Here is a 22,568-nt window from a genome sequence, read left to right on the forward strand (position 1 = left end):
CACCTCATCCTGAGGAGCAGCGAAGCTGCGTCTCGAAGGAGGATCCAGCGCGCACTGGAGGCGCCCTCGTCCTTCGAGACGGCCTGACGGCCTCCTCAGGATGAGGGCTCAGGGAAGAGTCGAATGGTGCATCGTTGAAGACACGAATCTCACTCCGCCCTGGCGCGCACCTGCGTGAGCGGCGTGATCCTGAGCGCCATGATGCGGTTGCGTGATTTGCGCAGCACCTGGAAGCGGTAGCCGTCGAAGGTGAAGATCTGGCCCGTGTCGGGAATGGTCTGCGCCTTGTGGATCACGAGGCCCGCGATGGTGGTGGCCTCGTCGTCCGGCAGGTTCCAGTCCATGGCGCGGTTGAGGTCGCGGATCGGCACGGAACCGTCCACGTTCACCGAGCCGTTGGGCTGCGGCCGCACGCCCTGGACCGAGAGGTCGTGCTCGTCCTTGATGTCGCCGACGATCTCCTCGAGGATGTCCTCGAGGGTGACGAGCCCCATCACCTCGCCGTATTCGTCGACGACGAGGGCGAAGTGCGTCTTCTTGGCGAGGAACGCCTTCAGCTGGTCCTTGAGCGACGTGGTGTCGGGCACGAACCAGGTTTCGAGCGCGATCGCCTCGACCTTGAGCTTTCCAGCATCGCCGCCAACCGCATCGAGCGCGCGCAGCAGGTCCTTGGCGTGAAGAACGCCGACGATGTTCTCCTGGCTTTCGCGCCAGAGCGGCAGGCGCGTATAGGGCGAGGAGAGAACCTCGCGCACGATCTCTTCCGACGAGAGATCCGCGTTGATCGTGCGCATCTTGGTGCGGTGGACCATCACCTCCGAGACCGTGAGGTCCTCGAGATCGAGGAGCCCGCCGAGCATGTCACGCTCCACCTTCGCGACGCCGCCCTCCTTGTGCAGCAGGGCAACCTGTCCGCGAATTTCTTCGGAGGCCGAGAGGATCGGCGTGTTCTCGCCGATGCGGATGCCGAAGGGCAGCAGCATGAGCTTCACGATGCGCTCGATGGCGATGGCAAGCGGACCCAAGAGCGACACGGCCCACGACATGGGCCGCGAGAGAAAGAGCGATGCGGTCTCAGGGGAGGAAATGGCGACGGTCTTCGGCAGCACCTCGGCGAAGACGATCACTAGGACCGACATGATCACCGTGGCGTAGATCGCGCCCTCTTGCCCGAAGATCGCGACGAGCACGCTCGTGGCGAAGGCGGAGACGCCGATATTGACGATGTTGTTGCCGATCAGCACCGTGCCGATGAAGCGCTCGCGCATTTCGAGCAGGCGGTTCACCTGCTTGGCGCGCTTGTCGCCGCCCTTTTCCAGAACCAGCATGCGCGAGCGCGAGGCGCCGGTGAACGCCGTCTCGCCCGCCGAGAAGAAGGCGGAGAGCAGGAGGCAGAAGACGACGACCAGGGCCGCAAGCCAGAGATCGCCGGAGGAATCGTCGATCATGGCTGCGATGCGTCGATTTCGTTTGCCAGGAAGGCGCGGACCCTGTCCGGGTCGATGCCGGGCGCGATGAAGCTCTGCCCGATGCCGCGGGCGAGGATGAAGGTCAGCGCGCCGCCCTTCACCTTCTTGTCCTGCGCCATCGCGTCGAGCAAGTGATCGACGGTGCCGCAGCCGCCCGGAACATCGCCCAGGCGCGTGGGGAGCCCGGCGGCCTTCAGATGCCTCTCGACGCGCTCGGCATCCGCCGCCGGGGCGAGCCCGAGGAAGGCGGAGAAGCGGAAGGCGAGGTTGAGGCCGATGGCGACGCCCTCGCCATGGACGAGGCGGGCGGAATCGTAGGCCGTGATCTTTTCGAGCGCGTGGCCGAAGGTGTGGCCGAGATTGAGCAGTGCCCGGTCGCCGGTCTCGTGCTCGTCGCGCACCACCACATCGGCCTTGGCGCGGCAGCTCTGCGCCACGGCCTCGTCCCGCTCCGGCCCGCCGGCGAAGATGCCCTGCCAATTGGCTTCGCACCAGGCGAAGAAGCGTGCGTCGTCGATGAGGCCGTACTTCGCCACCTCCGCATAGCCGGCGCGCATCTCGCGCACGGGCAGCGTATTGAGGAGCGCTGTGTCGGCCAGCACCAGGCTCGGCTGATGGAAGGCCCCGACGAGGTTCTTGCCGTGGCGGGAATTGATGCCGGTCTTGCCGCCGACCGAGGAATCGACCTGGGAGAGCAGGGTGGTCGGCACCTGCACGAAGCGCACGCCCCGGCGAACCACCGCTGCGGCAAAGCCCGCGAGATCCCCGACCACGCCGCCGCCGAGCGCCACCACGAGGTCGCCGCGCTCGATCTTTGCCGCCAGCACCGCGTCGCAGACCCGCTCCAGGCTGGCATAGGACTTGGTCGCCTCGCCCGGAGGCAGGGTGACGACGGAAACGCGCAGACCCTGCGCCTCGAGGGATCGGGCCAGGGCATCGGCATAGAGCGGGCCCACATGCTCGTCGGTCACGACGGCGGCGGCGCGGGCGCCAAGCGCCGCGATGCGCGATCCGGCTGTTTCGATCAGGCCGCGTCCGACCAGGATGTCATAGGCCCTGTCGTCCAAGGGGACGGGGACCGTGATGGGAGATGGGGTATCCCTCCGGGCGGCGGCGCTCGTCATGGTGCGGCGTTTCCCTCGTTGTCCTTGCCCAGCCATTCGCCCAGGGCCTTGACGATGTCGGCCACGACCCGGTCGTGCGGGGCCTCGTGGGAATCGACGGTGATGTCGGCGGTGGCATAGATCGGATAACGGACTTCCATGAGGCGGCGCATGGTGCCTTCCGGATCGGGATTCTGCAGCAGCGGGCGGGTGGTCCGCTTGCGCACCCGGCGCATGAGCACGTCGAGATCGGCCTTGAGCCAGAGCGAGATGCCGTGCTCGGCGATGCGCAGGCGGGTCTCGTCGTTCATGAAGGCGCCGCCGCCGGTGGCGAGCACGATCGGCCCTTCCTGCAGCAGGCGCGCGATCACCCGGCGCTCACCGTCGCGAAAATGGTCCTCGCCGTGGATGGCGAAGATTTCGGGGATCGTCATGCCGGCTGCGGCCTCGATCTCGTGATCAGCGTCGCGGAACGGCAATTGGAGCGTCTGCGCGAGCCTGCGGCCCACGGTGCTCTTTCCGGCACCCATGAGACCGACGAGCACGAGCGATCGCGCACCAAGCCGGCGGCTTAAGGGTTGGCCGCGCTGGCCTGCCTGGTCTTGCCCGCCGACTTCATCGAGTGAATTGAAGCGGCTGATAGTGTTCATGTGCCTGTCCTAGCATGGGCGCGGCGCCCTGTCACAAGGGCGTTATCGCTCTGTCCCTGTCAAACTTAACAGCAGAGAAGGACTTGCCTTAGAAGCTTCGGCATGGTTCTAGCGCATCGTGCGGAAAAGTGGTTCCGGTTTTCGCTGACGCGGACCGCCGGTTCCGCGCTCAACGATGCGCCGGCAAAGAAAACGAGCATCGGATGGATCCCAAAAGTGGCTTCCACTTTTGGGTCCGATGCTTCAACGATCCAAGAGGCTCCCGTGCCCACCCTGTTCCGGTTTCTCCTCGTCGTCGCCATTCTCGCAGGCCTTGGCTTTGCCGCGATGTTCGCCCTGGCGACCTTCGTCAAGCCCGATCCGCGCGAGATCACGGTCCCGGTCTCCACCAGCCGCCCCTCATCGTCTTCATGAGCGGCGCGCGCCACGCCAGCCTTTTCCTCGACATGCTCGCCGCCGAGCGCGGCGCCTCCAAGAATACGCTCGACGCTTATCGGCGCGATCTCGACGATTATTTGGCCTATCTCGCCGAGGCCGGCACGGCGCCCGACAAGGCTGCCTCCGCCACCGTGCGGGGCTTCATGGCGAGCCTGGAGGAGCGGGGCCTGAAGGCGTCGTCCGCCGCCCGCCGGCTCTCGGCCGTGCGCCAGTTCCACAAGTTCCTCTACGTGGAGGGCTATGCCCCTGCCGACCCGACGGCCGCGGTGTCCGCTCCGAAGCGGGGCAGGGCGCTCCCAAAAGTTCTCTCCGTCGCCGAGGTCGACCGCCTGCTGCAGGTCGCCTATGAGGGCATCCAGCATCCCGAGGCCTCGCCGCCGGATAAGCTTCGCGCGGCCCGCATGGCCTGCCTGCTGGAACTCCTCTACGCCACCGGCCTGCGCGTCTCGGAACTCGTCGCGCTGCCGCGCAGCGCCGCCAGGACCCGCGACCGCTTTCTGGTGGTGCGCGGCAAGGGCGCCAAGGAGCGGCTGGTCCCGCTCACCGAGGCGGCGCAGGACGCGGCGCGGGCCTATCTCGCGCTCATGGAGGAGCAGAAGAAGGCGGCCGGCCCCTGGCTGTTCCCGGCCGACAGCGAGAGCGGCCACCTCACCCGGCAAGCCTTCGCCCGCGATCTGAAGGCGATTGCGGGCGCCGCGGGCTTGCGCGCCGACAAGGTCAGCCCCCACGTGCTCCGCCACGCCTTCGCCAGCCACCTGCTCCAGAACGGCGCCGACCTGCGCGTGGTGCAGGAGCTTCTGGGCCATTCCGACATCTCGACGACGCAGATCTATACCCATGTGCTCGACGAGCGCCTGAAGAGCATGGTGCGGGACCTGCACCCGCTGGCGGAGGGGGGATAGGGCTCTGATATTCCCTCCCCCTTGCGGGGAGGGGTAGGGGTGGGGGTAGTCCGACTAGGTGAGCAGTCGCCGAATGAGGCTGTATCAGCGTCGCGTAGTCTGCGACGCAAATCGCTCCGACTTTGCGACCCCCACCCTCGATCCCTCCCCGCAAGGGGGAGGGAAGCAGCACTTCATTCACCGCCGCTTCAACAAAAACACGCCCTGGTCGCCGAGCAGGTTCCACACCCACCAGGGCAGGCTGACCCGCATGGGCTGGCCGCCGGCGTTGAGCGCCACGGCCTTTTCCATCTGCGCCCCGACCTCGCGGCACAGTTCGACGAAGTCGCGGATGGTGCAGAAATGGATGTTGGGCGTGTCGTACCAGGAATAGGGCAGGTTTTCGGTCATCGGCATGCGGCCGCGCACGCCGAGCTCGAAGCGCACGCGCCAATGGCCGAAATTCGGGAAAGACACGATGGCCCGGCGGCCGATGCGCAGGAGATGCTCCAGCACCACCCTCGGCTGGCGCGTGGCCTGGATCGTCTGCGACAGGATCACGTAATCGAAGGCATCGTCCGGGTAATCGGCGAGATCCGTGTCGGCATCGCCCTGGATCACGGGGAGCCCCTTGGCGAGGCAGGCATTGACGCCCTCGCGCGAGATCTCGATGCCGCGCCCGTCGACGCGCTTGCGGTCGCGCAGGAGGGCGAGGAGCGAGCCGTCGCCGCAACCGACGTCGAGCACGCGCGAGCCCGGCTCCACCATGTCGGCAAGGAGGAGGAAATCGAGCCTGTGGCCGCTTTCCATATCGGTCAGGGGCAGGGCTATCGTGGGAAGCGTCATGCGATTCCCCTGACCCGCGCGGCCGCGTCGATGAAGCCGCGGGCGGCGGCGAACATCTCGGGCTCCTCGAGCAGGAAAGCGTCGTGCCCCTTGTCGCTCTCGACCTCGACGAAGGCGACGGAAGCCGCCGCCGCGTTGAGCGCGTGCACGATGGCGCGCGAGTCCGACGTGGGGAAGAGCCAGTCGGAGGTGAACGAGATCACGCAGAAGCGCGTCGGCGTTGCCTTGAACGCCTTGGCGAGCGAGCCGCCATGCTCCGCCGCGAGATCGAAATAATCCATCGCCCGGGTGACGTAGAGATAGGAATTGGCATCGAAGCGCTCGACGAAGGAGATGCCCTGGTAGCGCAGGTAGCTCTCGATCTGGAAATCGGCGTCGAAGGAGAAGGTGGGGGCGACCCGGTCCTGGAAATTGCGTCCGAACTTCCGGTGCAGCGCCATCTCGGAGAGATAGGTGATATGCGCGCCCATGCGGGCGACGGCGAGGCCCTTGGAGGGGCGCGTGCCCTCGGTCAGGTAGCGTCCGCCGCGCCACTCCGGATCGGCCATCACCGCCTGGCGGCCGACCTCGTGGAAGGCGATGTTCTGCGCCGAATGGCGGGTCGCCGCGGCGATGGGCAACGCGGAGAAGACCCGGTCCGGATAGCTCACCGCCCATTGCAGCACCTGCATGCCGCCCATGGAGCCACCGATGACGCTAAACAGCTTGTCGATGCCGAGCCGGTCGATCAGGGCGGCCTGCGCGCGCACCATGTCGCGGATCGTCACCACGGGAAAATCGAGGGCATAGGGCTTGCCGGTCGCCGGGTTGAGCGAGGCGGGCCCCGTGGTGCCCATGCAGCCGCCGATCACGTTGGCGCAGATCACGAAGAAGCGGTCCGTGTCCACGGGCCGGCCGGGCCCGACCATGGTCAGCCACCAGCCGGGCTTGCCGGTCACGGGATTGTCGTTCGCCACGTGCTGGTCGCCGGTGAGCGCGTGGCAGATCAGGACGGCGTTGGACTTGTCGGCGTTGAGCGTGCCGTAGGTCTGATAGGCGATCTGCCAGGGGGCGAGTGCGATGCCCGCATCCATCATCAGGGGCTCGTCCGCGCCAAAGCGCATGAGCAGGCTCGACGGGTCGTCGACCTGGCTTCGCGGTTCGGAGGACAGGGGCACAAATGACATATTAAGCGGAAATGTTCGTTCTTTCGAACAACGGGTACTGCGGAGCGGCAGCGGCGTCAACGAGCATCACGCCCCGACAACGCACCAGGACTGTCATCGCCGGCGAGCCGAAGGCGAGGGAAGGGGATCTACCCGGGTGCATAGCATCATGGATTCCCTTCCCCTCCGCTGACGCTCCGGCCGGGAATGACATGACTTGGCTTCAATTGTTCGCTTTTTGTTCTTGACAATCGTCCTAACCTTGGCTATGCGTATTCCCGTCCGGTTTCACGAGGGACGCGCCCGAGGCGTCGGTTGTGGAGACCGGATACGGTTCTGACAGGTCGGGGGAGTCGCACCCTCTGGCGGTCAGGGTCCTGAGTGGAGGAGGCAGAAAGACCGACCTGTTCGGGCAGGCTCCTGTCTCCGCTCCTCCCAAGCCTTGCCGGCACCGGCGCACCCGGGGCTGCGCGACAAGCCGCGCCGTAGCGCCCTCTGAGGGTTCGTCCCTGATGGGCTGGAGTGCGAGGCTCAGGATCGAAAAGCCGTGCGCGGGAGGCGGGTGCTTCCCGTCCGGGCGGATCTCCCGTCCCGAACTCCCTTCGCGCGCTCCGCTGGAGCGGCGAAGCACATCCAAGTCCCGCGCTTCCCTCGACCTATCGAGACAAGCCAGGATCAGCCCAAAAGCCCTTCGCGCCTTAAGGTGCGAGGCCATTCCTCCATAGGTATGCCTGCCAGGCGATCCGCGGCGCGCGATCGGGGATGACAAGCCGGGCCAAAAACGCCAAAGAAAGGCGCCCGACCCCAAGGATCCAAGCCCATGTCCGCCGAGAAGCCCGCGCCCGACCTTGCCGATCTGCGCCAGGAGATCGACCGCATCGACGAGGCGATGCACCGGCTGCTCATGGAGCGCGGCACCATCATCGACCGGCTGATCGCCTCCAAGAAGGCCTCCAAGGCGGGCCTGAGCTCCGCCTTCCGTCCCGGACGCGAGGCCTCGATGATGAGGGCGCTCGCCGAGCGTCACGGGGGCCTCCTGCCGCTCGATACGGTGGAGGGCATCTGGCGGGTGATCATCGGCACCTTCACCTATGTCCAGTCCAGCTACTCCGTCCATGCCGACATTTCCGGCGGCGATGCGCCCATGCGCGACTCGGCCCGCTTCCATTTCGGCTTCACGGTGCCCTACGTCACCCACCCGAGCGCAGCGGCGGTGATCGAGGCGGTGGCTTCCTCCCGCGGCGATCTCGGCATCTTCCGCCTCGACCAGGGCGCGACCAGCGGCGCCTGGTGGCGCACGCTCGCCGACAAGCGTCGCCCGAAGATCATCGCGCGCCTGCCCTTCATCGAGCGTCCCGGCCATCCGGCCGGCACTCCGGTCTTCGTCATCTCGAAGCCCCTGACCGATGCGGCCGTGCGCGACGTGGTGCTCTATGCCGCCCAGTTCGAGCGCTGGCACAAGGGCGCCAACGAGGCCCTGACCCACCTCGGCGGCGAGGTGGTGGCGAGCGCCGCCGACACCCACGGGCTCTCCGAGCTCATCGCCGTGCCGGGCAGCGTCGAGCCCGCCGCGCTCAAGGCCGCGCTGACCAAGGCGGGCGCGAGCCTCGCCCAGCTCGCCGAGATCGGCAGCCATGCCGAACGTTTCCGCGTGAAATGAAATCCGACCTGCGCTAGAGCGTGTCCCCAGTAACGATTGCTAGGAAGTGTCGATGTCCACCCGTCCCCAGCCCCGTCCCGGCGTGATGCAGATCGAGGCCTATGTGCCCGGCAAGAGCAAGGCCGCAGGGGTTGCGAAGATCCATAAGCTCTCCTCGAACGAGACCCCGCTCGGCCCCTCGCCGAAGGCGGCCGAGGCGATCCGGACCTTCGACCATCTCGAGCTCTATCCGGACGGCAGCGCCACCCGGCTTCGCGAGGCGATCGCGGCACGCTATGGGCTCGATCCGAACCGGCTCATCTGCGGCGCGGGCTCCGATGAACTCCTGGCGCTGATCACCCATGCCTATGTGGGTCCGGGCGACGAGGGCATCTTCACCGAGCACGGATTCCTCGTGTATCGCATCGCGATCCTGGCGGCCGGCGGCATCCCCGTCGTGGCGCCGGAAAAGGACCTGCGCACCGATGTGGACGCGATCCTCGCGAAGGTGACCGAGAAGACCAAGATCGTCTTCCTCGCCAATCCTAACAACCCGACGGGCACCTACATCCCCTTCGACGAGGTGAAGCGCCTGCACGCGAACCTGCCGCCGCATGTGGTGCTGGTGCTCGATGCGGCCTATGCGGAATACGTCCGCCGCAACGATTACGAGTCCGGGCTCGAGCTCGTTGCCACCTCCGAGAACGTGGTGATGACCCGCACCTTCTCGAAGATCTACGGCCTCGCCAACCTGCGCCTCGGCTGGATGGTGGCGCCGCCCCACATCGCCGACGCGGTCAACCGCATCCGCGGCCCGTTCAACGTCAGCGGCCCGGCCATGGCCGCCGGCATCGCCGCGATCCAGGACGAGGCCCATATCGCGAAGGCCGTCGAGCACAACGAGAAATGGCTCGCCTGGCTCACCCGCGAGATCGAGGCCTTGGGCCTCAAGGTCACGCCGAGCGTCGGCAATTTCCTGCTCATCCATTTCCCGAAAGACGCGGGCAGGACGGCGAAGGACGCGGACGCGTTTCTATCCGGCCGCGGGCTGATCCTGCGCCGGATCGATGCTTACGGCCTCCCCGACGCCCTGCGCCTGACCGTGGGCGACGAGGAGGCGAACGGCCTCGTGGTGGCAGCTCTGCGCGATTTTGTAGGCGGCCAGCATGCCTGAGCGTCTCGGTCCTCCGCATGAAACGCCGCTCTTCGAGCGCATCGCCCTCGTCGGCCTCGGCCTGATCGGCTCGTCGATCGCCCGCGCCGCGCGGCATCTCAATCTCGCGCGCACGATCGTCGCCATCGATGCCAGCGAGTCGGTGGTCGCGCGGGTGCGCGAGCTCGGGATCGCCGACGAGGCGACGACCGACGCGGCTGCGGGCGTGACGGATGCGGATCTCGTCATCCTCTGCGTGCCGGTCGGCGTCTGCGGAAAAGTCGCCGAGGCCATGCGCCCGGGGCTCAAGCCCGGCTGCATCGTGTCCGATGTGGGCTCGGTGAAGGCCTCCGTGGTCGCGCAGGTGCAGCCGCATCTGCCGAAAGGAGTGTCGTTCGTGCCGGCGCATCCGGTGGCGGGCACCGAGCATTCGGGACCCGACGCGGGCTTTGCGACGCTCTTCCACAATCGCTGGTGCATCCTCACACCGCCCGATGGCACCGACGAGGCGGCCACCGAACGCGTGCGCGCCTTCTGGGAGGCGATGGGCTCCAACGTGGAGGTCATGAGCGCACAGCACCACGACCTCGTGCTCGCCATCACCAGCCACGTGCCGCACCTGATCGCCTACAACATCGTCGGCACGGCGGCGGATCTGGAAACCGTCACGCAGGGCGAGGTGATCAAGTTCTCCGCCGGCGGCTTTCGCGATTTCACCCGCATCGCGGCCTCCGATCCGACCATGTGGCGCGACGTCTTCCTGCACAACCGCGAGGCCGTGCTGGAGATGCTGGGTCGCCTCAACGAGGACATCGCGCTGCTGGCCCGCGCCATCCGATGGGGCGAGGGCGACAAGCTCTTCGACCTCTTCACCCGCACCCGCGCCATCCGCCGCGGCATCATCTCGTCGGGCCAGGAAACCCCGGAGCCCGATTTCGGCCGCCGGCGCGAGGACAAGACTTAAGGCTGCGCCTCCTCCCTCCCCCTTGCGGGGAGGGCAGGGGTGGGGGTGGTGCGGCTGGGTGAACGATCCACGAGTGGGATGCTGCAGCAGCCTTCAGGCTCACTGCATCCCCTCCGAGTTATGGCTTTGCGACCCCACCCTTAATCCCTCCCCGCAAGGGGGAGGGAAATGCACGATTGCCCTCAATAAAGCGGCTGCAGCCTCACGTTGGGGATCACGAAAGGTCCCATAGCGAGCAGGCCGTTCTCGAGCCGCAGGGGCGGCAGGGTGGCGAGCTGCGGCTTGGCGTTGGGCTGACTTTGCGCCGAGCGCGGGCCCTGTCCCAATAGCATCCCTAAAAGATTGCCGCCGACTCGGCCGCCGGTGAGGTTGCCGAGAAGCCCGTCGAGGCCGGCGGCAGACAGGGTGAGCTGGCCTGCCGGCCGATGCTGCTCGTCGAGGCGCAGCTCGCCCTTGGTCTCGATCCGGCGCGGGCCTTTGTCCGCCGCGAGCATCAGGATGTCGATCTTGCCGCCCGCATTGCGCCAGAGCTCCAGCTCCTCGACGATGGTGCCGCCCTTGAAGCCGTCGGCCTGCGTGACGGTGATATCCGCATTGAGATTGGTCGGCTCCGCGCCGCCGATCAGTGCGTCGAGGATGGGAATGCGGGCTTCCGTCACCGAGGCCGCCACGTCCCGGGCCTGCTCGGCCGTGCGCGAGGGGTTGGGCCGCACGTGAAGCTCCAGGTGCTTGCCGGATCCGGCGATCTCGCCGGTGCCGAGCCCGGTGATGCTCACCTTGGGCCCGTTGGCGGCAAGCGACAGGCGCTGCAATCCTCCCGTGGGGGAGGCGTTGATGCTGGCCTGCAGCAGGTCCCAGCTGCCGTCGACCGTGACCCTGCCGTCGCTGACGCGCAAGGGCCCCGCGACCTCCGTGATGATGCGGCGCGGCTGATAGACCTGGGCAACCGCCTCGGTGCGCCCGAAGGAGGCGGTGATGGCGCCGCGCTTCAGGTCGAGGCTGTTGCAGACGATCTCGATGCGGAACGGGTAGCCGGCGATGGTGCGGTCGCCGCAGGTCCATTGCCGTCCGCCGCGCGCCTCCGCCGCGATCCAGCCGTCGAGCGCTTCCGCCGTGCGGTTGCGGATCACGAACCAGGCGATGCTCCAGGCGATGGCCAGCAGAAGCAGCAGAACGAAGGGGGTGTAGAGCCAGAAACGGCTGCGGCGAACATGTCCCACCGGGGCGGCCTGATCCATGCGAACTCCTGTTGTGGTGCCGTACCTCTAGCGCATCGTGCGGAAAAGTGGACCCGGTTTTCCGCATCCAACGATGCGCTCTTCATAGAGCGGAGCATCGGATTGGATCCCAAAAGTGGGTCCACTTTTGGGTCCGATGCTCTAGCGCCTCGGGCGCAAAAGTGGACCCACTTTTGCGAGAGCGATGATGCTTCTCCCGAGACTAAGCGGCGATTTCGCCCCAAAAGTGGTGCCGGCTTTCGGGAGCGATGATATAGGCCCCGAGCAAACAGGGTTCGGGCATCGCGACATGAAGGACGTCTCAGAGGATCTGTGGGTTTTCGGCTATGGCTCGCTCATGTGGCGGCCGGGCTTCGATTTCGTGGAGCGCGCCCATGCCCATCTCTACGGCTATCACCGCTCGCTCTGCGTCTTCTCCCACGTGCATCGCGGCACGCCGGAGCATCCGGGGCTCGTCCTCGGGCTCGACCGGGGCGGGCGCTGTCACGGGGTCGCGTTCCGCGTCGCGCCCGAGAACGAGCAGGCCACGATCCAGTATCTGCGGGACCGTGAGCAGGTCACGTCGGTCTATCTGGAGCGGCGCCTGTCTGTGCGGCTCGCGGATGCGCGTCGGGTCCGCGCGCTCGCCTATGTGGTCGACCGCAATCATGGGCAATATGCCGGGCGGCTGTCCGATGAGGAGGTGTTAAGGCTGGTGCGGCAGGGGCAGGGCATCTCGGGCCGCAACCCGGATTACGTGCGCTCGACCTACGACCATCTCATCGGCATGCACGTGGTCGATCCGGTGCTGCACCGGATCGTCGATTCGCTCGCTCAGGAGACCTGAGTCTCGTTCTCGCGCAGATCCTCGAAGATGGCGCGGCGTTCGGCCTCCGTCGCGGCAAGGCGGTGGATGTGCAGCTCGGTGGCTCCGCGCTCCCGGACCTTGCCGAGCCAGCGCATCCGGGTCCCCTCGCTGGGATCCGCGGCCGCCATGGCGGCGTCGACCACGATGCCGGTGCCGGTCCGGTCGCGCTTCACGGCGAGGATCACCGCGTCGGTCACTTCCAAGAGCTCCGCCTCGTTGAGCGGATGCACGCCGACGATGTAGCGGCGTCCCGAATGGCCGCGCCAGGAACTGAGGGTGGAAGAGGACCGAAGCCCTGCGGTCGCCCGTAGCCTTTCCTCGCGCACACCCGTCCTCCGCATTCGGTCGTTGCGGAGATCCCGCATAGCCGCGTTCCAGGATATGGTTCGTTTGTTCGCCATATGTTCTTATATGTAAGAATCGGCGGCTGAGTCGTCAAGTCGCTGAAAGCTTGGCTGCGCTTGGGTTTGCGTGATTTTTGGCACATCGCGGTGATCGGGCGCTCTCGTCATCACCGGCCTTGTGCCGGTGATCCCGATTGGTTGCTCGCCGAGCCTTTCCTTGTCGAGATGGCCGGGACGAGCCCGGCCATGACGTGAGATCACCCTCACGCCTTCGACAGCGACGCCTCCGAGGCGGAGGCGGGGCCGAGGCCGAGCTCCTTCCGGCCCTGGTCCAGCAGCCGGTTGGAGGATTCCTCGATCCGCTCCTGCAGCAGCTTGAAGAACTCTTCGCGCGGAAGGCCCGGCGCGATGGGCTCGAGCACCTCGATGCGGATCGTTCCGGGACGGCGGATGAACTGGCGGCGCGGCCAGTACAGGCCCGAATTCATGCCGACCGGAATGCAGGGGAAGCCGAGATTCTGGTAGAGATGCGCCACGCCGTACTTGTAGGCCGGCGGCGCGCCCGGCACCCGGCGCGTGCCTTCGGGAAAGATGATGATCTGGCGCCCGTGCTGGGCTTCGTTCTTTGCCCGCGCCGTCATCTGCACCAGCGCGAGCGATCCCGCCTTGCGGTCGACGGGCACGCAGCGCGCCTTCGCCAGATACCAGCCGAAGAAGGGGATCCACATCAGCTCGCGCTTGAGGATGTAGGTCGGGTCGTCGAAGAGCGTCACCAGGGTGAAGGTTTCGAGAAACGACTGGTGCTTGGCTGCGACCAGGGCCCCGCCCGGCGGGATCTTCTCGAGGCCTGTGATCTCGACCTTGGTTCCGGCGATGACGCGCAGCAGCCAAAGGGAGGTCCGACCCCAGACCTTGACGAGCTCGATGAAAACCCGGCGCGGCACCAGGAATCCCGGGATCAGGATGATCAGCCACAGGATCAGGTTGGCGTAGAAGGCGACGTTGAACAGCAGGGAGCGGACGATCAGCATGGCTTCTTGAAAACGAAAAGCGGAGCGTGAGGCTCCGCGAGCGCGGAACCATAGAGGGTTTTTTCTTGGGGCTCTAGCGCCAGAGCGGTTCGGCGATGAGCTGTCCCTTGATGGGAGAGCCGCCGCTGATGATCTGCGCCACGGAGGACCTTTCCGGGTCGCCCTCGAAGCGGGTCCTGAGCCAGACCGCAAGGAACTTGAGGTATTCGGTGAAGATCACCCGGGTGACGGAAGGGTTGTGCCACCACTCGTGCGGATCGATGGTCGCCGCGACCGGATAGGGGATCTTCTGAAGGTTCGGCAGGGCGTGGTCGAGCTCCACCAGGGTGCGGGGCATGTGGTAGTTCGAGGTCACGACGATGAGGGCGTCGAACCCGTTCCGCTCCGCCCAGCGCCGGGTCTCGATGGCGTTGCCGATGGTGTTGCGGGCCCGGTAGTCCAGATCCACGCAGCAATCGAACAGCCGCCGCTGTCCGGGGTTGAGGCGGGCGATCTGGTCCCGGCTGGTGTTCTCGTTTACCCCCGAGATCAGGAGCCTCTTGGCGTAGCCCTTGGCGAGCAGATCGATGGCGTCGCCGATCCGCTGCGCGCCGCCCGTCATGGCGACGATGCCGTCGGCCCGGGTTTCGGGCGGCTGCTCGAACCGGTCGAGGCTGTAGACGAAGCCGAGAAAGCCGAGAAGGCCGACGACCAGGAACGCAGTGGCGCTCCAGAAGCAAAAGGCGAGACCGCGTCTCAGGAGGGACCGCCGCACAGGCGGCTTGGGGGATGCGGGAGTCGTCCAGCCCCAGCCGACGGCTTCCGTGGTGTCCATGGCGCCCGGCGCTACCCAACTCTGCGTTCGCGAGGTCATCCTCGACGAATGTAATGGAGATTGCGGCAAGGAAGAGGCAGCCCTCTCTAGCATCGGATCGTGCGCGGGGTCCGGTTAACCGTCACCATCAACCATTTTCGTTAAGAAAGCGTCTCACAGTCAAGCGCGAGACGATGCCCGTGATGAGCGCCACCAGCAGCGCGATGACGAGAACCACCGCATAGCCGCTCCAGCTGATGATAAACGCCCCGAAGAGCGCCTCGATCTGGTCGCCCGTGGGACTCGCGCGCCAGGAACGGGACACGAAGCCGAGGATCAGGATGAGGAGCAGGGCAGCGCCGGCCCCGATGACGCTGCCGCGCAGGCCGAGCCGGAAGAAGCGGCGCTGGAACTCCTTGGCGATGAAGTCGTCGTTGGCGCCGACGAAATGCAGCACCTCCACCACCTCGCGGTTTCCCGCCATGGCGCCGCGGGTGGCGAAGATGACGGCAAGCCCCGCGGCCACGAGCACCAGGACCACGAGGACCACCCCGATGCCGATGATGGTGTTGGCCATGGTCGAGAGCCGGGACACCCACAGGGCGTGATCGTCGAGGGTCGCGCCGGGAACCTCGTGCTGCAGGGATTGCCGGAGGGGGGCGAAATCGGGCTTCGCGCCTTCCCGGATCTTGATCACGATCAGGCGCGGCACCGGCAGGTCCTTGAAGTCGAGGCCGGTCCCGAGCCACGGCTCGAGCAGGCGCTCCGATTCCTCCTTGGAAAAGGCCTGGGCCTGCTCCACCCCCGGCACCTGCCGGGCGAGCGCCACGGCACGGTCCACGTCCTGGTCGATCGCGCGCTGGGCATTGGGGCGGATCTGGATCGTCACCTCCCGGGCGATCTCCGAGCGCCATTGGGCGGAGCTCGCGGAGACCAGCTCTGCGCCGCCGGCGCAGAGCGCAGCGAGGAAGGTCAGGATGGCGATGACGGCGGCGAGCGCCTGTCCGCCGGCGGAATCCACCGGCACGAGGGGGGCGTTCCGGCTCAGGGAAGCGGGCAGGGAGCGCTTCTGCGCCGCGGCGGGCGCGGCCGGCTTTCTCAGGCGGGGTTGCGGAGCGCTCATCCACTCACCCGTCGATATGCAGACGGCCGTCGCCGAGCACGAGGCGGCGCACGTCGAGCTGATCCATGAGGCTGAAATCGTGGGTTGCGATGACGACCGAGGTTCCGAGCCGGTTGAGTTCGATGAACAGGCGCAGGAGGCGGCGGGCCAGCGACGGGTCCACGTTGCCCGTGGGCTCGTCCGCGAGCAGCAGGTCGGGGCGCACGATCAGCGCGCGGGCAATCGCCGCGCGCTGCTTCTCGCCGCCGGAGAGCACCGGCGGCAGCATGTGCATGCGGTCGCCCAAGCCCACCCAGCGCAAGAGCTCGACCACCTCGGCCCGATAGCTCGCCTCCTCCTTGCCCTGCACGCGCAGGGGCAGGGCGACGTTCTCGTAGGTGGTCAGGTGGTCGAGGAGGCGGAAATCCTGGAACACCACGCCCATGCGGCGGCGGACGCCGGTGAGGTCATCCTTGGAGATGCGCGACACGTCCTCGCCGAAAAGCGAGATCAGGCCGCGGGTCGGCTTCACCGAGAGCAGGATGAGGCGAAGCAGGGTCGTCTTGCCGGCGCCGGAGGGGCCGGTGAGGAACTGGAAGGAATTGGGCTCGATCGAGAAGGTCAGGTCGCGCAGGACCTCGGGACCCATGCCGTAGCGCACGCCCACATTCTCGAAATGCACGGCCGGGGCCGCGCTCTCGTCGTAGTCCTCGTCGTAAAGCGCCCTCACGCGTGCTCTAGCCATCCTTGGGGGTTGCCGGTCCTGTGGCGGGAGAAATCCGCGATTCGCTTCCTTATCGCCCCGTCATGGTTAGCAAGCCATAAACTCGGCAGGCGGCCACGGGAAGCGAACCTCTCGCGGGACATTGCCGCAGGACGTCTCTCCCTCTCCCGTGTGGGAGAGGGCCGGGGTGAGGGCAGGCCGGTGCCGGATAAGATGCCGAGGCTTACATCTCCCAGGCACCGAAGTCGGAGCCATAGTTTGAGACCGCACGCCCTCACCCCTGCCCCTCTCCCGCCCGGGAGAGGGGATGAGCGCTCATCATCCTCAAAAGTCCGCAAGTCCGTTTGACATCCTTGGCCAAGCATGGTCGTGAAGAGGCGAGCGCAAACATTTTCGGTTTTTCTGGACGATCGCGATGACCTCTGCCCCCCGCATCCGGGTTCTCTTCGATGAAGGCACCATTGCCAAGCGCAACGAGGCGCTGGCCCAGGAGATCGCGGCCGACAAGCCCGAGAACCTGCTCGTCGTGGCCGTGCTCAAGGGCAGCTTCATGTTCGCCGCCGATCTGATCCGCGCCCTGCACCGCGCTGGCCTGGCGCCGCAGGTCGAGTTCGTGCACCTGTCGAGCTATCTCGACGGCACCGTCTCCTCGGGCAATGTCGCGATCCTGCGCGATGTGGAAAGCGACGTGCGGGGACGCGACGTGCTGCTCGTGGACGATATCCTCGAATCCGGCCGAACGGTCACCTTCGCCAAGGACCTCCTGATGGCGCGCGGGGCCAAGAGCGTGAAGACCGCCCTGCTGCTCGAGAAGCCCGGCAAGCGCGCCGTGTCGATCCACCCGGATTATGTCGGCTTCACCTGCCCCGATGTGTTCGTCGTCGGCTACGGCATGGACGTGGCCCATTCCTATCGCCAGCTTCCCTTCGTCGGCGTCGTCGATCACCTCGACAACAGCCCGGACCTGTTCGACAAGCCGGAGTAAGGAAAGCCGGTCCGATCAGCCGTTGAGCTGCCAGATCGTCCCGTTGAGCAGGGTCGCATAGGAAGCCCAGGCGAGATAGGGCAGGAGCAGGAGGCCGGCCGTGCGGTCGAGCCGCCAGAAGGCGCGGATCGTGGCCAGGATCGCGACGATCAGGGCGACGATGACAATAAGGCCTGCGAGCGGGCTCTTGCCGCCGAAGAAGGCGAAGGACCACATCCCGTTCAAGATGAGCTGCACGAAGAAGGCGACGATCGCCGCCGCGCGGCCGGGCCGGTTCTCCGGCAGGGCGAGGATGCGCCACAGCGCATAGGCCATCATGACGTAGAGCAGCGTCCAGGCGACGGGGAAGGCCCAGTTCGGTGGCGTGAAACCGGGCTTCGCGAGGCTCGCATACCAGGTCGGGATGTTCGGCTGCGTGATCAGGCTTGCCGACACGGCCACCGCCACCACCGGCAGCACGGTCACCAGAAAGCGCGGCAGCGGCGGCATTGCATGGCTGCCCGGCACAGTTTGGTCTGTATGCATGCGCGAATTCCCTTTAAAGACGGCGCGTCGTTTCCTGTGATGCAACCTGTCACGCTTGCGGAGGTTCCCCTATGTCGTCATCGCGTTCCCCATGGTCGAAGCGCAGCCTGACCGCTCAGGCCATGGGCCATGTGGACCCGATCACCAAGGCGGTCGTGCCGCCGATCCATGTGGCGACCACCTATATCCGCGACGAGGACAACGCCTATTCCTCCGGCTTCGTCTATGGCCGGCCGGACAACGCCACCATCCGCGAGGCGGAGGAAGTGCTGGCGATGCTCGAGGAGGCCGAGGCCGGTGCCCTGCTGTTCTCGTCCGGCATGGCTGCGGCGACCGCCGTGTTCCAGGCCCTCGATCCGGGCGACCATATCGTCGCCTCCAAGGTCATGTACTGGGCCCTGCGCAGCTGGCTGATGACGGAGGCCGTGCGCTGGGGTCTCAAGGTCGATTTCGTGGAGACGGACAATCTCGAGGCCCTGCGCGAGGCGGTGAAGCCCGGCGAGACCAAGCTCGTCTGGGTCGAGACGCCCTCGAACCCGCTTTGGACGATCACCGACATCGCCGGTGCCGCCGAGATCGCACACAAGGCCGGGGCGCGGCTCGCGGTCGATTCCACCACCGCCTCGCCGATCCACACGCGACCGCTTAACCTCGGCGCCGACATCGTCATGCATGCGGCTACCAAGGTGCTCAATGGCCATTCCGACGTGGTGGCCGGCGTGCTCGCCGGCGCGAAGGCGGACGCGTTCTGGACGCGGGTCGCGGGTATCCGCAAGATGCAGGGCGCGATCCTCGGCCCCTTCGAGGCCTATCTCCTGATGCGCGGCATGCGCACGCTCCATGTCCGCACGGCCGCCCAGGCGAAAAGCGCCCTCGATCTGGCGCAGCGCTTCTCCAATCATCCCAAGGTTGCCCGCGTGCTCTATCCCGGCCTGCCGCAGCATCCCGGCCACGACATCGCCGCCCGGCAGATGGAGAACGGCTTCGGCTACATGCTCTCGATCCAGGTCTCGGAAGGGGAGGCCGCCGCGATCCGCACCGCGGCGCGGGTCGGCCTGTGGAAGCGCGCGACCTCGCTCGGCGGCGTCGAGAGCCTGATCGAGCACCGCGCCTCGATCGAGGGGCCCGGCACCCCGTGCCCGCCCGACCTGCTGCGCCTCTCCACCGGCATCGAGGACGTGGAGGATCTTTATCGGGATCTTGATGAGGCGTTGAGGGGGTAGCGCTCCCGTGTCATTCCCGGCCGGAGCATAGCGAAGGGGAAGGGAATCCATAGCGCTGCGCTTGATCGTGGATCCCCTTCCCGGTCCTACGGACCGCCGGGGATGACAGGGTGGCACGGCAAGGCCAGTGGATTACGGGTGCCCCTTAGCCAGCTATATTGATCTTGTCATAAAACCTGTGCTTCTCTCCGCTACAGGCGAACGCTGTTTCGCAAAAAGACAAGCCGAGGGAAGACCATGACACACTCCATCACTCGCCGCCGCGCCCTTCAGACGGGCGTGGCCGCCGCCGCCATTGCCGGAATGCCCCGCTTCGCCTGGGCCGCCGGTCCGGTCGTCAAGCTCCGCATCCTGGAGACCACCGACCTCCATGTGAACATCTTCCCCTATGACTATTATCGCGACGCGGCGGACGATACGGTGGGCCTCGCGCGCACCGCGACGCTGGTGAAGGGCGCCCGGGCCGAGGCCAAGAACAGCCTGCTCTTCGATAACGGCGACCTGATCCAGGGCTCGCCGCTCGGCGATTTCGTTGCCTATCGCAAGGGCATGAAGCCCGGCGACGTGCACCCCATGGTCGCCGCCATGAACGAGCTCAACTACGATTGCGGCACGCTCGGCAATCACGAATTCAATTACGGCCTCGACTTCCTGCAGAACGCCATCGGCACGGCGAAATTCCCGCTCGTCTGCGCCAACGTGATCAAGGCCAACGGCGAGACCTTGCAGAAGCCGTGGCTCGTGCTCGACCGCGAATTCACCGACGAATCCGGTGCGAAGCAGAAGATCAAGATCGGCGTGATCGGCTTCGTGCCGCCGCAGATCGTGCAGTGGGACAAGTCGCATCTCGACGGCAAGGCCACCACCATCGACATCGTCGATGCGGCGAACAAGCATGTGCCTGATCTCAAGAAGGCCGGCGCTGATATCGTCGTGGCGCTCTGCCATTCCGGCATCGCCGGCGGCGAGCGGAAAGGCGGCGAGGAGAACGCGGCACTGCATCTCGCGAAGGTCGACGGCATCGACGTGATCCTCACCGGCCACCAGCATCTCACCTTCCCGGGCGGCAAGGAGTTCAACAACATCCCTGGCGTCGACGTGAAGGCCGGCACCCTGCATGGCAAGCCCGCGGTCATGGCCGGCTTCTGGGGCAGCCATCTCGGCCTCATCGATCTCGAGCTGACGAAGGATGGCAATGCCTGGAAGGTCGCGAATTTCCGCACCGAGGCGCGCCCGATCTACGACCGCGTCGATCGCAAGATCGTGCCGAAGGTCGATTCCGACGCCGTCGTGATGGCGGCGGCGCAGGCCGGCCACGACGCGACGCTGAAATACGTGCGCGAGCCCGTCGGCACGACCGCCGTTCCGATCCACTCCTATTACTCGCTCGTGGCGGACGACGCCTCCGTGAAGCTCGTCGCCGAGGCGCAGGCCTGGTACGTGGCCGACCAGCTCAAAGCCTCCGCCTTCAAGGACCTGCCGATTCTGTCTGCGGCAGCGCCCTTCAAGGCCGGCGGACGCGGCGGTGCGAACTACTTCACCGAGATCAAGCCCGGTCCGCTCGCGATCAAGGACATGGCGGACATCTACATCTATCCGAACACGATCCGCGTGGTGAAGATCACCGGCGCCCAGGTGCGCGAATGGCTCGAGCGCTCGGCCGGCGTCTACAACCAGATCGACGTCGCGAAGGGTGGCGAGCAGGAGCTGATCAATCAAAAATTCCCGGCCTACAATTTCGACGTCATCGCCGGCGTGCAGTACAAGATCGATCCGACGCAAGCCTCGCGCTACGACGACAACGGCAAGGTCGTGAACGCCGATGCGCACCGCATCAAGGAACTGACCTATAACGGCAAGCCGGTGACGGACGATCAGCAGTTCATCGTCGTGACCAACAACTACCGCGCGGGCGGCGGCGGCAACTTCCCCGGCGCGGATGGCACCACCATCGTGTTCGAGGCGCCGGATCTGACCCGCGACGCGATCATGCGCTACATCATCGAGAAGAAGGAAGTGGCGCCGAAGGCCGACGGCTCCTGGTCGCTCGCGGCTCCCGCCGGCGTCACCATGACCTTCACCACCGGTCCGAACGCCGCCAACTACCAGCCGGCGGGCATCAAGGTCGAGAAGATGGGCGATGCGCCGGAAGGCTTCGTGAAGTACCGCATCGTGAGCTGATCGCTCGCTCAAGCGGAATGCGAAACGGCCGGGCTCACGCCCGGCCGTTTTCGTTCGTGCAACGATGAAGGAAAGATGAGTGCCAAACCTGCATGATGGCGCGCTGCGTCGCTTTGAGATCATCGGCCGGGCCCTGCTGATCTCTCCTGCGGACCGCTCCCGGTCCGAACTCACTGTCAGGCTCGGCTACGGCCTTGCCCCGAACACCCGGCCGGCCGCCTCCGCGAAGCTCGAATGGAGAATTGCACCGAATCTCTGAAGCGGGATGCGCACCGCGCCGATTCTGGCGCATCACCGTCAATCGGGTATCTGAACCTGTCAGGCTCCGGGCCGTTGGGATGCAGACGCATGCGATCGGAGAGAAACGTGGGACAGCTCACCTTCGACGGACTCGGACCCTACAACCTGCCCGATGCGACTCATGCCGATGCGCAAAGGGACGGCGACGGCTTTAAGCTCTCCTTCCGCATGTGGAAGTCGGAAAGGGAATGGACCCTTGTCCGAATTCATGTGAGTGGGGAGGCCGCTGACAAGCTCGTCCGCCAAATCGGCGACGCCCGCGCAAGATCGGGCGGCTCGATCAACATCTAGCCGATCTGCCCGAGCGATCTCCTAAAAAGCCGCATTGCGGTTTTAGATCTCGGGAATCGGCGGCTTGCGGAAGGCTGCTCTTTCAGGCGCAATCCTGCTCCTCGAAACTCTCTCACTTTCGAGGCTTTCCATGAATATGCAATCGCGCTCGGTCGAAGGCTATGAAGCGCTGATTATCAATCGCTGCACCGGAGCCTTCGTGATCTACCACCTGAACAGTGAAGACCGCGAACTTGCCACCGAATGGGCCCGTTGCCTGGCTCAGTCATGCCGCGTGGAGCTTTGGCATAACGCTGAACTGGTGGGCTCATTCCCGCCGCTGCCGACCCGGACAACACGCGATCTCTGCTAAAGCGCCGATACGCTCTTACAAATGGTGCCTTGCCGTCGTATGGTGCATCCACCAGCGGTTCCCTAGTCGGCCGCTGCCCTTTTGGGCGCATGGCGCGTCTCGAAGCTTTGCGGGCTTTGGAGAACCAGCGATGCCAGTCGATATGCCCCCAAACAAGAAGCTCGGTATCTCCACCGAGGCGACCTTCAACCTGTTGCTTGACCGGTCCTTGAACTGGCTCGCGGTCGTCGTAGCCTTGGTGTTGGTTCTGTGGGTATACAAGCTCGGGTTCATATGGGCCTAAGCATCGAACCAGAAAGTGGACCCGCTTTTGGGATCGGTTCCGATGCTGGAGGCGCGCTCTC

At 66.1% G+C, this 22,568-nt stretch carries 25 protein-coding genes; 13 read left to right on the top strand and 12 right to left on the bottom strand.

Translation table 11 applies throughout. From position 1 onward, the window contains the following. Positions 1-149 precede the first annotated feature (149 nt). The 3 genes from BB934_RS14610 to BB934_RS14620 are packed head-to-tail and all read right to left on the bottom strand — an operon-like array spanning position 150 to position 3,222. Positions 150-1,448: an HlyC/CorC family transporter gene (locus tag BB934_RS14610; RefSeq protein ID WP_099510274.1), complete on the bottom strand. Its 1,299-nt coding sequence runs from the start codon at positions 1,446-1,448 to the stop codon at positions 150-152. Continuing rightward, a complete protein-coding gene (aroB, locus tag BB934_RS14615) occupies positions 1,445-2,593 on the bottom strand; it encodes a 3-dehydroquinate synthase (RefSeq protein ID WP_099510275.1) in 1,149 nt (382 codons plus the stop codon). Before aroB ends, BB934_RS14610 begins: the two co-directional genes overlap by 4 nt. Beyond that, positions 2,590-3,222, bottom strand: a complete 633-nt coding sequence (locus tag BB934_RS14620) for a shikimate kinase (protein WP_099510276.1) — start codon at positions 3,220-3,222, stop codon at positions 2,590-2,592. Before BB934_RS14620 ends, aroB begins: the two co-directional genes overlap by 4 nt. A 264-nt stretch (positions 3,223-3,486) precedes the next feature. Here BB934_RS14620 and BB934_RS14625 point away from each other — a divergent pair, with 264 nt between their 5' ends. Then, a complete protein-coding gene (locus BB934_RS14625) occupies positions 3,487-3,636 on the top strand; it encodes a histidine kinase (protein ID WP_099512871.1) in 150 nt (49 codons plus the stop codon). Further along, positions 3,633-4,562 (top strand): site-specific tyrosine recombinase XerD, encoded by a 930-nt coding sequence (gene xerD, locus BB934_RS14630; RefSeq protein ID WP_099510277.1) that lies wholly within the window; start codon positions 3,633-3,635, stop codon positions 4,560-4,562. The genes BB934_RS14625 and xerD overlap by 4 nt, the downstream gene beginning before the upstream one ends. Before the next feature lie 177 nt (positions 4,563-4,739). Here xerD and metW read toward each other — a convergent pair whose 3' ends face one another. Together metW and metX are read right to left on the bottom strand one after the other, a co-directional pair. Next, positions 4,740-5,351 carry a methionine biosynthesis protein MetW gene (gene metW, locus BB934_RS14635; protein ID WP_237050329.1) on the bottom strand — a complete coding sequence of 204 codons (612 nt, stop codon included), beginning with the start codon at positions 5,349-5,351 and terminating at the stop codon, positions 4,740-4,742. Positions 5,352-5,383: 32 nt separating this feature from the next. Continuing rightward, entirely contained in the window at positions 5,384-6,553 is a 1,170-nt protein-coding gene (gene metX / locus BB934_RS14640; protein ID WP_099510279.1) for a homoserine O-acetyltransferase MetX, read from the bottom strand. Positions 6,554-7,352: 799 nt separating this feature from the next. Here metX and BB934_RS14650 point away from each other — a divergent pair. The 3 genes from BB934_RS14650 to BB934_RS14660 are packed head-to-tail and all read left to right on the top strand — an operon-like array spanning position 7,353 to position 10,288. Next, on the top strand, positions 7,353-8,192 hold the full coding sequence (locus tag BB934_RS14650; RefSeq protein WP_099510281.1) for a chorismate mutase: 840 nt from the start codon (positions 7,353-7,355) through the stop codon (positions 8,190-8,192). Between the two features lie 46 nt (positions 8,193-8,238). Then, complete coding sequence (hisC, locus tag BB934_RS14655; protein WP_099510282.1) at positions 8,239-9,345, top strand: histidinol-phosphate transaminase; 1,107 nt, start codon at positions 8,239-8,241, stop codon at positions 9,343-9,345. Continuing rightward, entirely contained in the window at positions 9,338-10,288 is a 951-nt protein-coding gene (locus BB934_RS14660; protein ID WP_099510283.1) for a prephenate/arogenate dehydrogenase family protein, read from the top strand. The genes hisC and BB934_RS14660 overlap by 8 nt, the downstream gene beginning before the upstream one ends. Positions 10,289-10,470: 182 nt before the next feature. Here the strand turns inward: BB934_RS14660 and BB934_RS14665 are convergent, their stop codons facing one another. After that, a complete protein-coding gene (locus BB934_RS14665; RefSeq protein WP_099510284.1) occupies positions 10,471-11,526 on the bottom strand; it encodes a DUF2125 domain-containing protein in 1,056 nt (351 codons plus the stop codon). Between the two features lie 289 nt (positions 11,527-11,815). On the opposite strand from BB934_RS14665, the gene BB934_RS14670 reads away from it, so the two are divergent. Continuing rightward, positions 11,816-12,352, top strand: coding sequence for a gamma-glutamylcyclotransferase (locus tag BB934_RS14670; protein WP_099510285.1), 537 nt, complete (start codon positions 11,816-11,818; stop codon positions 12,350-12,352). Here the strand turns inward: BB934_RS14670 and BB934_RS14675 are convergent. The 5 genes from BB934_RS14675 to ftsE all read right to left on the bottom strand — a co-directional run bounded on the left by BB934_RS14675 (position 12,340) and on the right by ftsE (position 16,388). Beyond that, a complete protein-coding gene (locus BB934_RS14675) occupies positions 12,340-12,699 on the bottom strand; it encodes a hypothetical protein (protein ID WP_335645569.1) in 360 nt (119 codons plus the stop codon). The genes BB934_RS14670 and BB934_RS14675 overlap by 13 nt on opposite strands. A gap of 281 nt (positions 12,700-12,980) precedes the next feature. Continuing rightward, positions 12,981-13,748: a lysophospholipid acyltransferase family protein gene (locus BB934_RS14680; RefSeq protein ID WP_099510287.1), complete on the bottom strand. Its 768-nt coding sequence runs from the start codon at positions 13,746-13,748 to the stop codon at positions 12,981-12,983. A 73-nt stretch (positions 13,749-13,821) separates the two neighbouring features. Then, positions 13,822-14,601 carry a YdcF family protein gene (locus BB934_RS14685; RefSeq protein ID WP_099510288.1) on the bottom strand — a complete coding sequence of 260 codons (780 nt, stop codon included), beginning with the start codon at positions 14,599-14,601 and terminating at the stop codon, positions 13,822-13,824. An 88-nt stretch (positions 14,602-14,689) separates the two neighbouring features. Next, a complete protein-coding gene (locus BB934_RS14690) occupies positions 14,690-15,664 on the bottom strand; it encodes a cell division protein FtsX (RefSeq protein WP_099510289.1) in 975 nt (324 codons plus the stop codon). A gap of 4 nt (positions 15,665-15,668) precedes the next feature. Further along, positions 15,669-16,388 (bottom strand): cell division ATP-binding protein FtsE, encoded by a 720-nt coding sequence (gene ftsE, locus BB934_RS14695; protein WP_418294693.1) that lies wholly within the window; start codon positions 16,386-16,388, stop codon positions 15,669-15,671. A 394-nt stretch (positions 16,389-16,782) separates the two neighbouring features. Between ftsE and hpt the strand changes: the two genes are divergently transcribed. Then, positions 16,783-17,352, top strand: coding sequence for a hypoxanthine phosphoribosyltransferase (gene hpt / locus BB934_RS14700; RefSeq protein WP_099510291.1), 570 nt, complete (start codon positions 16,783-16,785; stop codon positions 17,350-17,352). 15 nt (positions 17,353-17,367) lie between these two features. Here the strand turns inward: hpt and BB934_RS14705 are convergent, their stop codons facing one another. Beyond that, positions 17,368-17,877 (bottom strand): TspO/MBR family protein, encoded by a 510-nt coding sequence (locus BB934_RS14705; RefSeq protein WP_099510292.1) that lies wholly within the window; start codon positions 17,875-17,877, stop codon positions 17,368-17,370. A gap of 71 nt (positions 17,878-17,948) precedes the next feature. Between BB934_RS14705 and BB934_RS14710 the strand changes: the two genes are divergently transcribed. The 6 genes from BB934_RS14710 to BB934_RS47095 all read left to right on the top strand — a co-directional run bounded on the left by BB934_RS14710 (position 17,949) and on the right by BB934_RS47095 (position 22,507). Next, positions 17,949-19,100: a trans-sulfuration enzyme family protein gene (locus BB934_RS14710; RefSeq protein ID WP_099510293.1), complete on the top strand. Its 1,152-nt coding sequence runs from the start codon at positions 17,949-17,951 to the stop codon at positions 19,098-19,100. A gap of 237 nt (positions 19,101-19,337) precedes the next feature. Continuing rightward, entirely contained in the window at positions 19,338-21,281 is a 1,944-nt protein-coding gene (locus tag BB934_RS14715; RefSeq protein ID WP_099510294.1) for a bifunctional 2',3'-cyclic-nucleotide 2'-phosphodiesterase/3'-nucleotidase, read from the top strand. Positions 21,282-21,360: 79 nt separating this feature from the next. Further along, entirely contained in the window at positions 21,361-21,540 is a 180-nt protein-coding gene (locus BB934_RS14720; RefSeq protein ID WP_099510295.1) for a hypothetical protein, read from the top strand. A gap of 107 nt (positions 21,541-21,647) precedes the next feature. Continuing rightward, positions 21,648-21,872 carry a hypothetical protein gene (locus BB934_RS14725; protein ID WP_157934178.1) on the top strand — a complete coding sequence of 75 codons (225 nt, stop codon included), beginning with the start codon at positions 21,648-21,650 and terminating at the stop codon, positions 21,870-21,872. Between the two features lie 130 nt (positions 21,873-22,002). Continuing rightward, entirely contained in the window at positions 22,003-22,224 is a 222-nt protein-coding gene (locus tag BB934_RS14730) for a hypothetical protein (protein ID WP_099510297.1), read from the top strand. A 130-nt stretch (positions 22,225-22,354) separates the two neighbouring features. Next, a complete protein-coding gene (locus BB934_RS47095) occupies positions 22,355-22,507 on the top strand; it encodes a hypothetical protein (RefSeq protein ID WP_157934179.1) in 153 nt (50 codons plus the stop codon). Positions 22,508-22,568: the final 61 nt, after the last annotated feature.

The sequence above is a fragment of the Microvirga ossetica genome (genome assembly GCF_002741015.1).
GTDB lineage: Bacteria > Pseudomonadota > Alphaproteobacteria > Rhizobiales > Beijerinckiaceae > Microvirga > Microvirga ossetica.

What these genes read in the sequence shown, in the direction of transcription:
- BB934_RS14730 (WP_099510297.1), top strand. Translation starts at nt 22,003, where the DNA reads ATGAATATGCAATCGCGCTCGGTCGAAGGCTATGAAGCGCTGATTATC.
- BB934_RS14715 (WP_099510294.1), top strand. Translation starts at nt 19,338, where the DNA reads ATGACACACTCCATCACTCGCCGCCGCGCCCTTCAGACGGGCGTGGCC.
- BB934_RS14620 (WP_099510276.1), bottom strand. Translation starts at nt 3,222, where the DNA reads ATGAACACTATCAGCCGCTTCAATTCACTCGATGAAGTCGGCGGGCAA.
- BB934_RS14660 (WP_099510283.1), top strand. Translation starts at nt 9,338, where the DNA reads ATGCCTGAGCGTCTCGGTCCTCCGCATGAAACGCCGCTCTTCGAGCGC.
- BB934_RS14705 (WP_099510292.1), bottom strand. Translation starts at nt 17,877, where the DNA reads ATGCATACAGACCAAACTGTGCCGGGCAGCCATGCAATGCCGCCGCTG.
- metW (WP_237050329.1), bottom strand. Translation starts at nt 5,351, where the DNA reads ATGGAAAGCGGCCACAGGCTCGATTTCCTCCTCCTTGCCGACATGGTG.
- BB934_RS14690 (WP_099510289.1), bottom strand. Translation starts at nt 15,664, where the DNA reads ATGAGCGCTCCGCAACCCCGCCTGAGAAAGCCGGCCGCGCCCGCCGCG.
- ftsE (WP_418294693.1), bottom strand. Translation starts at nt 16,388, where the DNA reads ATGGCTAGAGCACGCGTGAGGGCGCTTTACGACGAGGACTACGACGAG.
- BB934_RS14710 (WP_099510293.1), top strand. Translation starts at nt 17,949, where the DNA reads ATGTCGTCATCGCGTTCCCCATGGTCGAAGCGCAGCCTGACCGCTCAG.
- BB934_RS14610 (WP_099510274.1), bottom strand. Translation starts at nt 1,448, where the DNA reads ATGATCGACGATTCCTCCGGCGATCTCTGGCTTGCGGCCCTGGTCGTC.
- BB934_RS14680 (WP_099510287.1), bottom strand. Translation starts at nt 13,748, where the DNA reads ATGCTGATCGTCCGCTCCCTGCTGTTCAACGTCGCCTTCTACGCCAAC.
- BB934_RS14665 (WP_099510284.1), bottom strand. Translation starts at nt 11,526, where the DNA reads ATGGATCAGGCCGCCCCGGTGGGACATGTTCGCCGCAGCCGTTTCTGG.
- BB934_RS14670 (WP_099510285.1), top strand. Translation starts at nt 11,816, where the DNA reads ATGAAGGACGTCTCAGAGGATCTGTGGGTTTTCGGCTATGGCTCGCTC.
- BB934_RS14685 (WP_099510288.1), bottom strand. Translation starts at nt 14,601, where the DNA reads ATGACCTCGCGAACGCAGAGTTGGGTAGCGCCGGGCGCCATGGACACC.
- BB934_RS47095 (WP_157934179.1), top strand. Translation starts at nt 22,355, where the DNA reads ATGCCAGTCGATATGCCCCCAAACAAGAAGCTCGGTATCTCCACCGAG.
- aroB (WP_099510275.1), bottom strand. Translation starts at nt 2,593, where the DNA reads ATGACGAGCGCCGCCGCCCGGAGGGATACCCCATCTCCCATCACGGTC.
- metX (WP_099510279.1), bottom strand. Translation starts at nt 6,553, where the DNA reads ATGTCATTTGTGCCCCTGTCCTCCGAACCGCGAAGCCAGGTCGACGAC.
- hpt (WP_099510291.1), top strand. Translation starts at nt 16,783, where the DNA reads ATGACCTCTGCCCCCCGCATCCGGGTTCTCTTCGATGAAGGCACCATT.
- xerD (WP_099510277.1), top strand. Translation starts at nt 3,633, where the DNA reads ATGAGCGGCGCGCGCCACGCCAGCCTTTTCCTCGACATGCTCGCCGCC.
- BB934_RS14650 (WP_099510281.1), top strand. Translation starts at nt 7,353, where the DNA reads ATGTCCGCCGAGAAGCCCGCGCCCGACCTTGCCGATCTGCGCCAGGAG.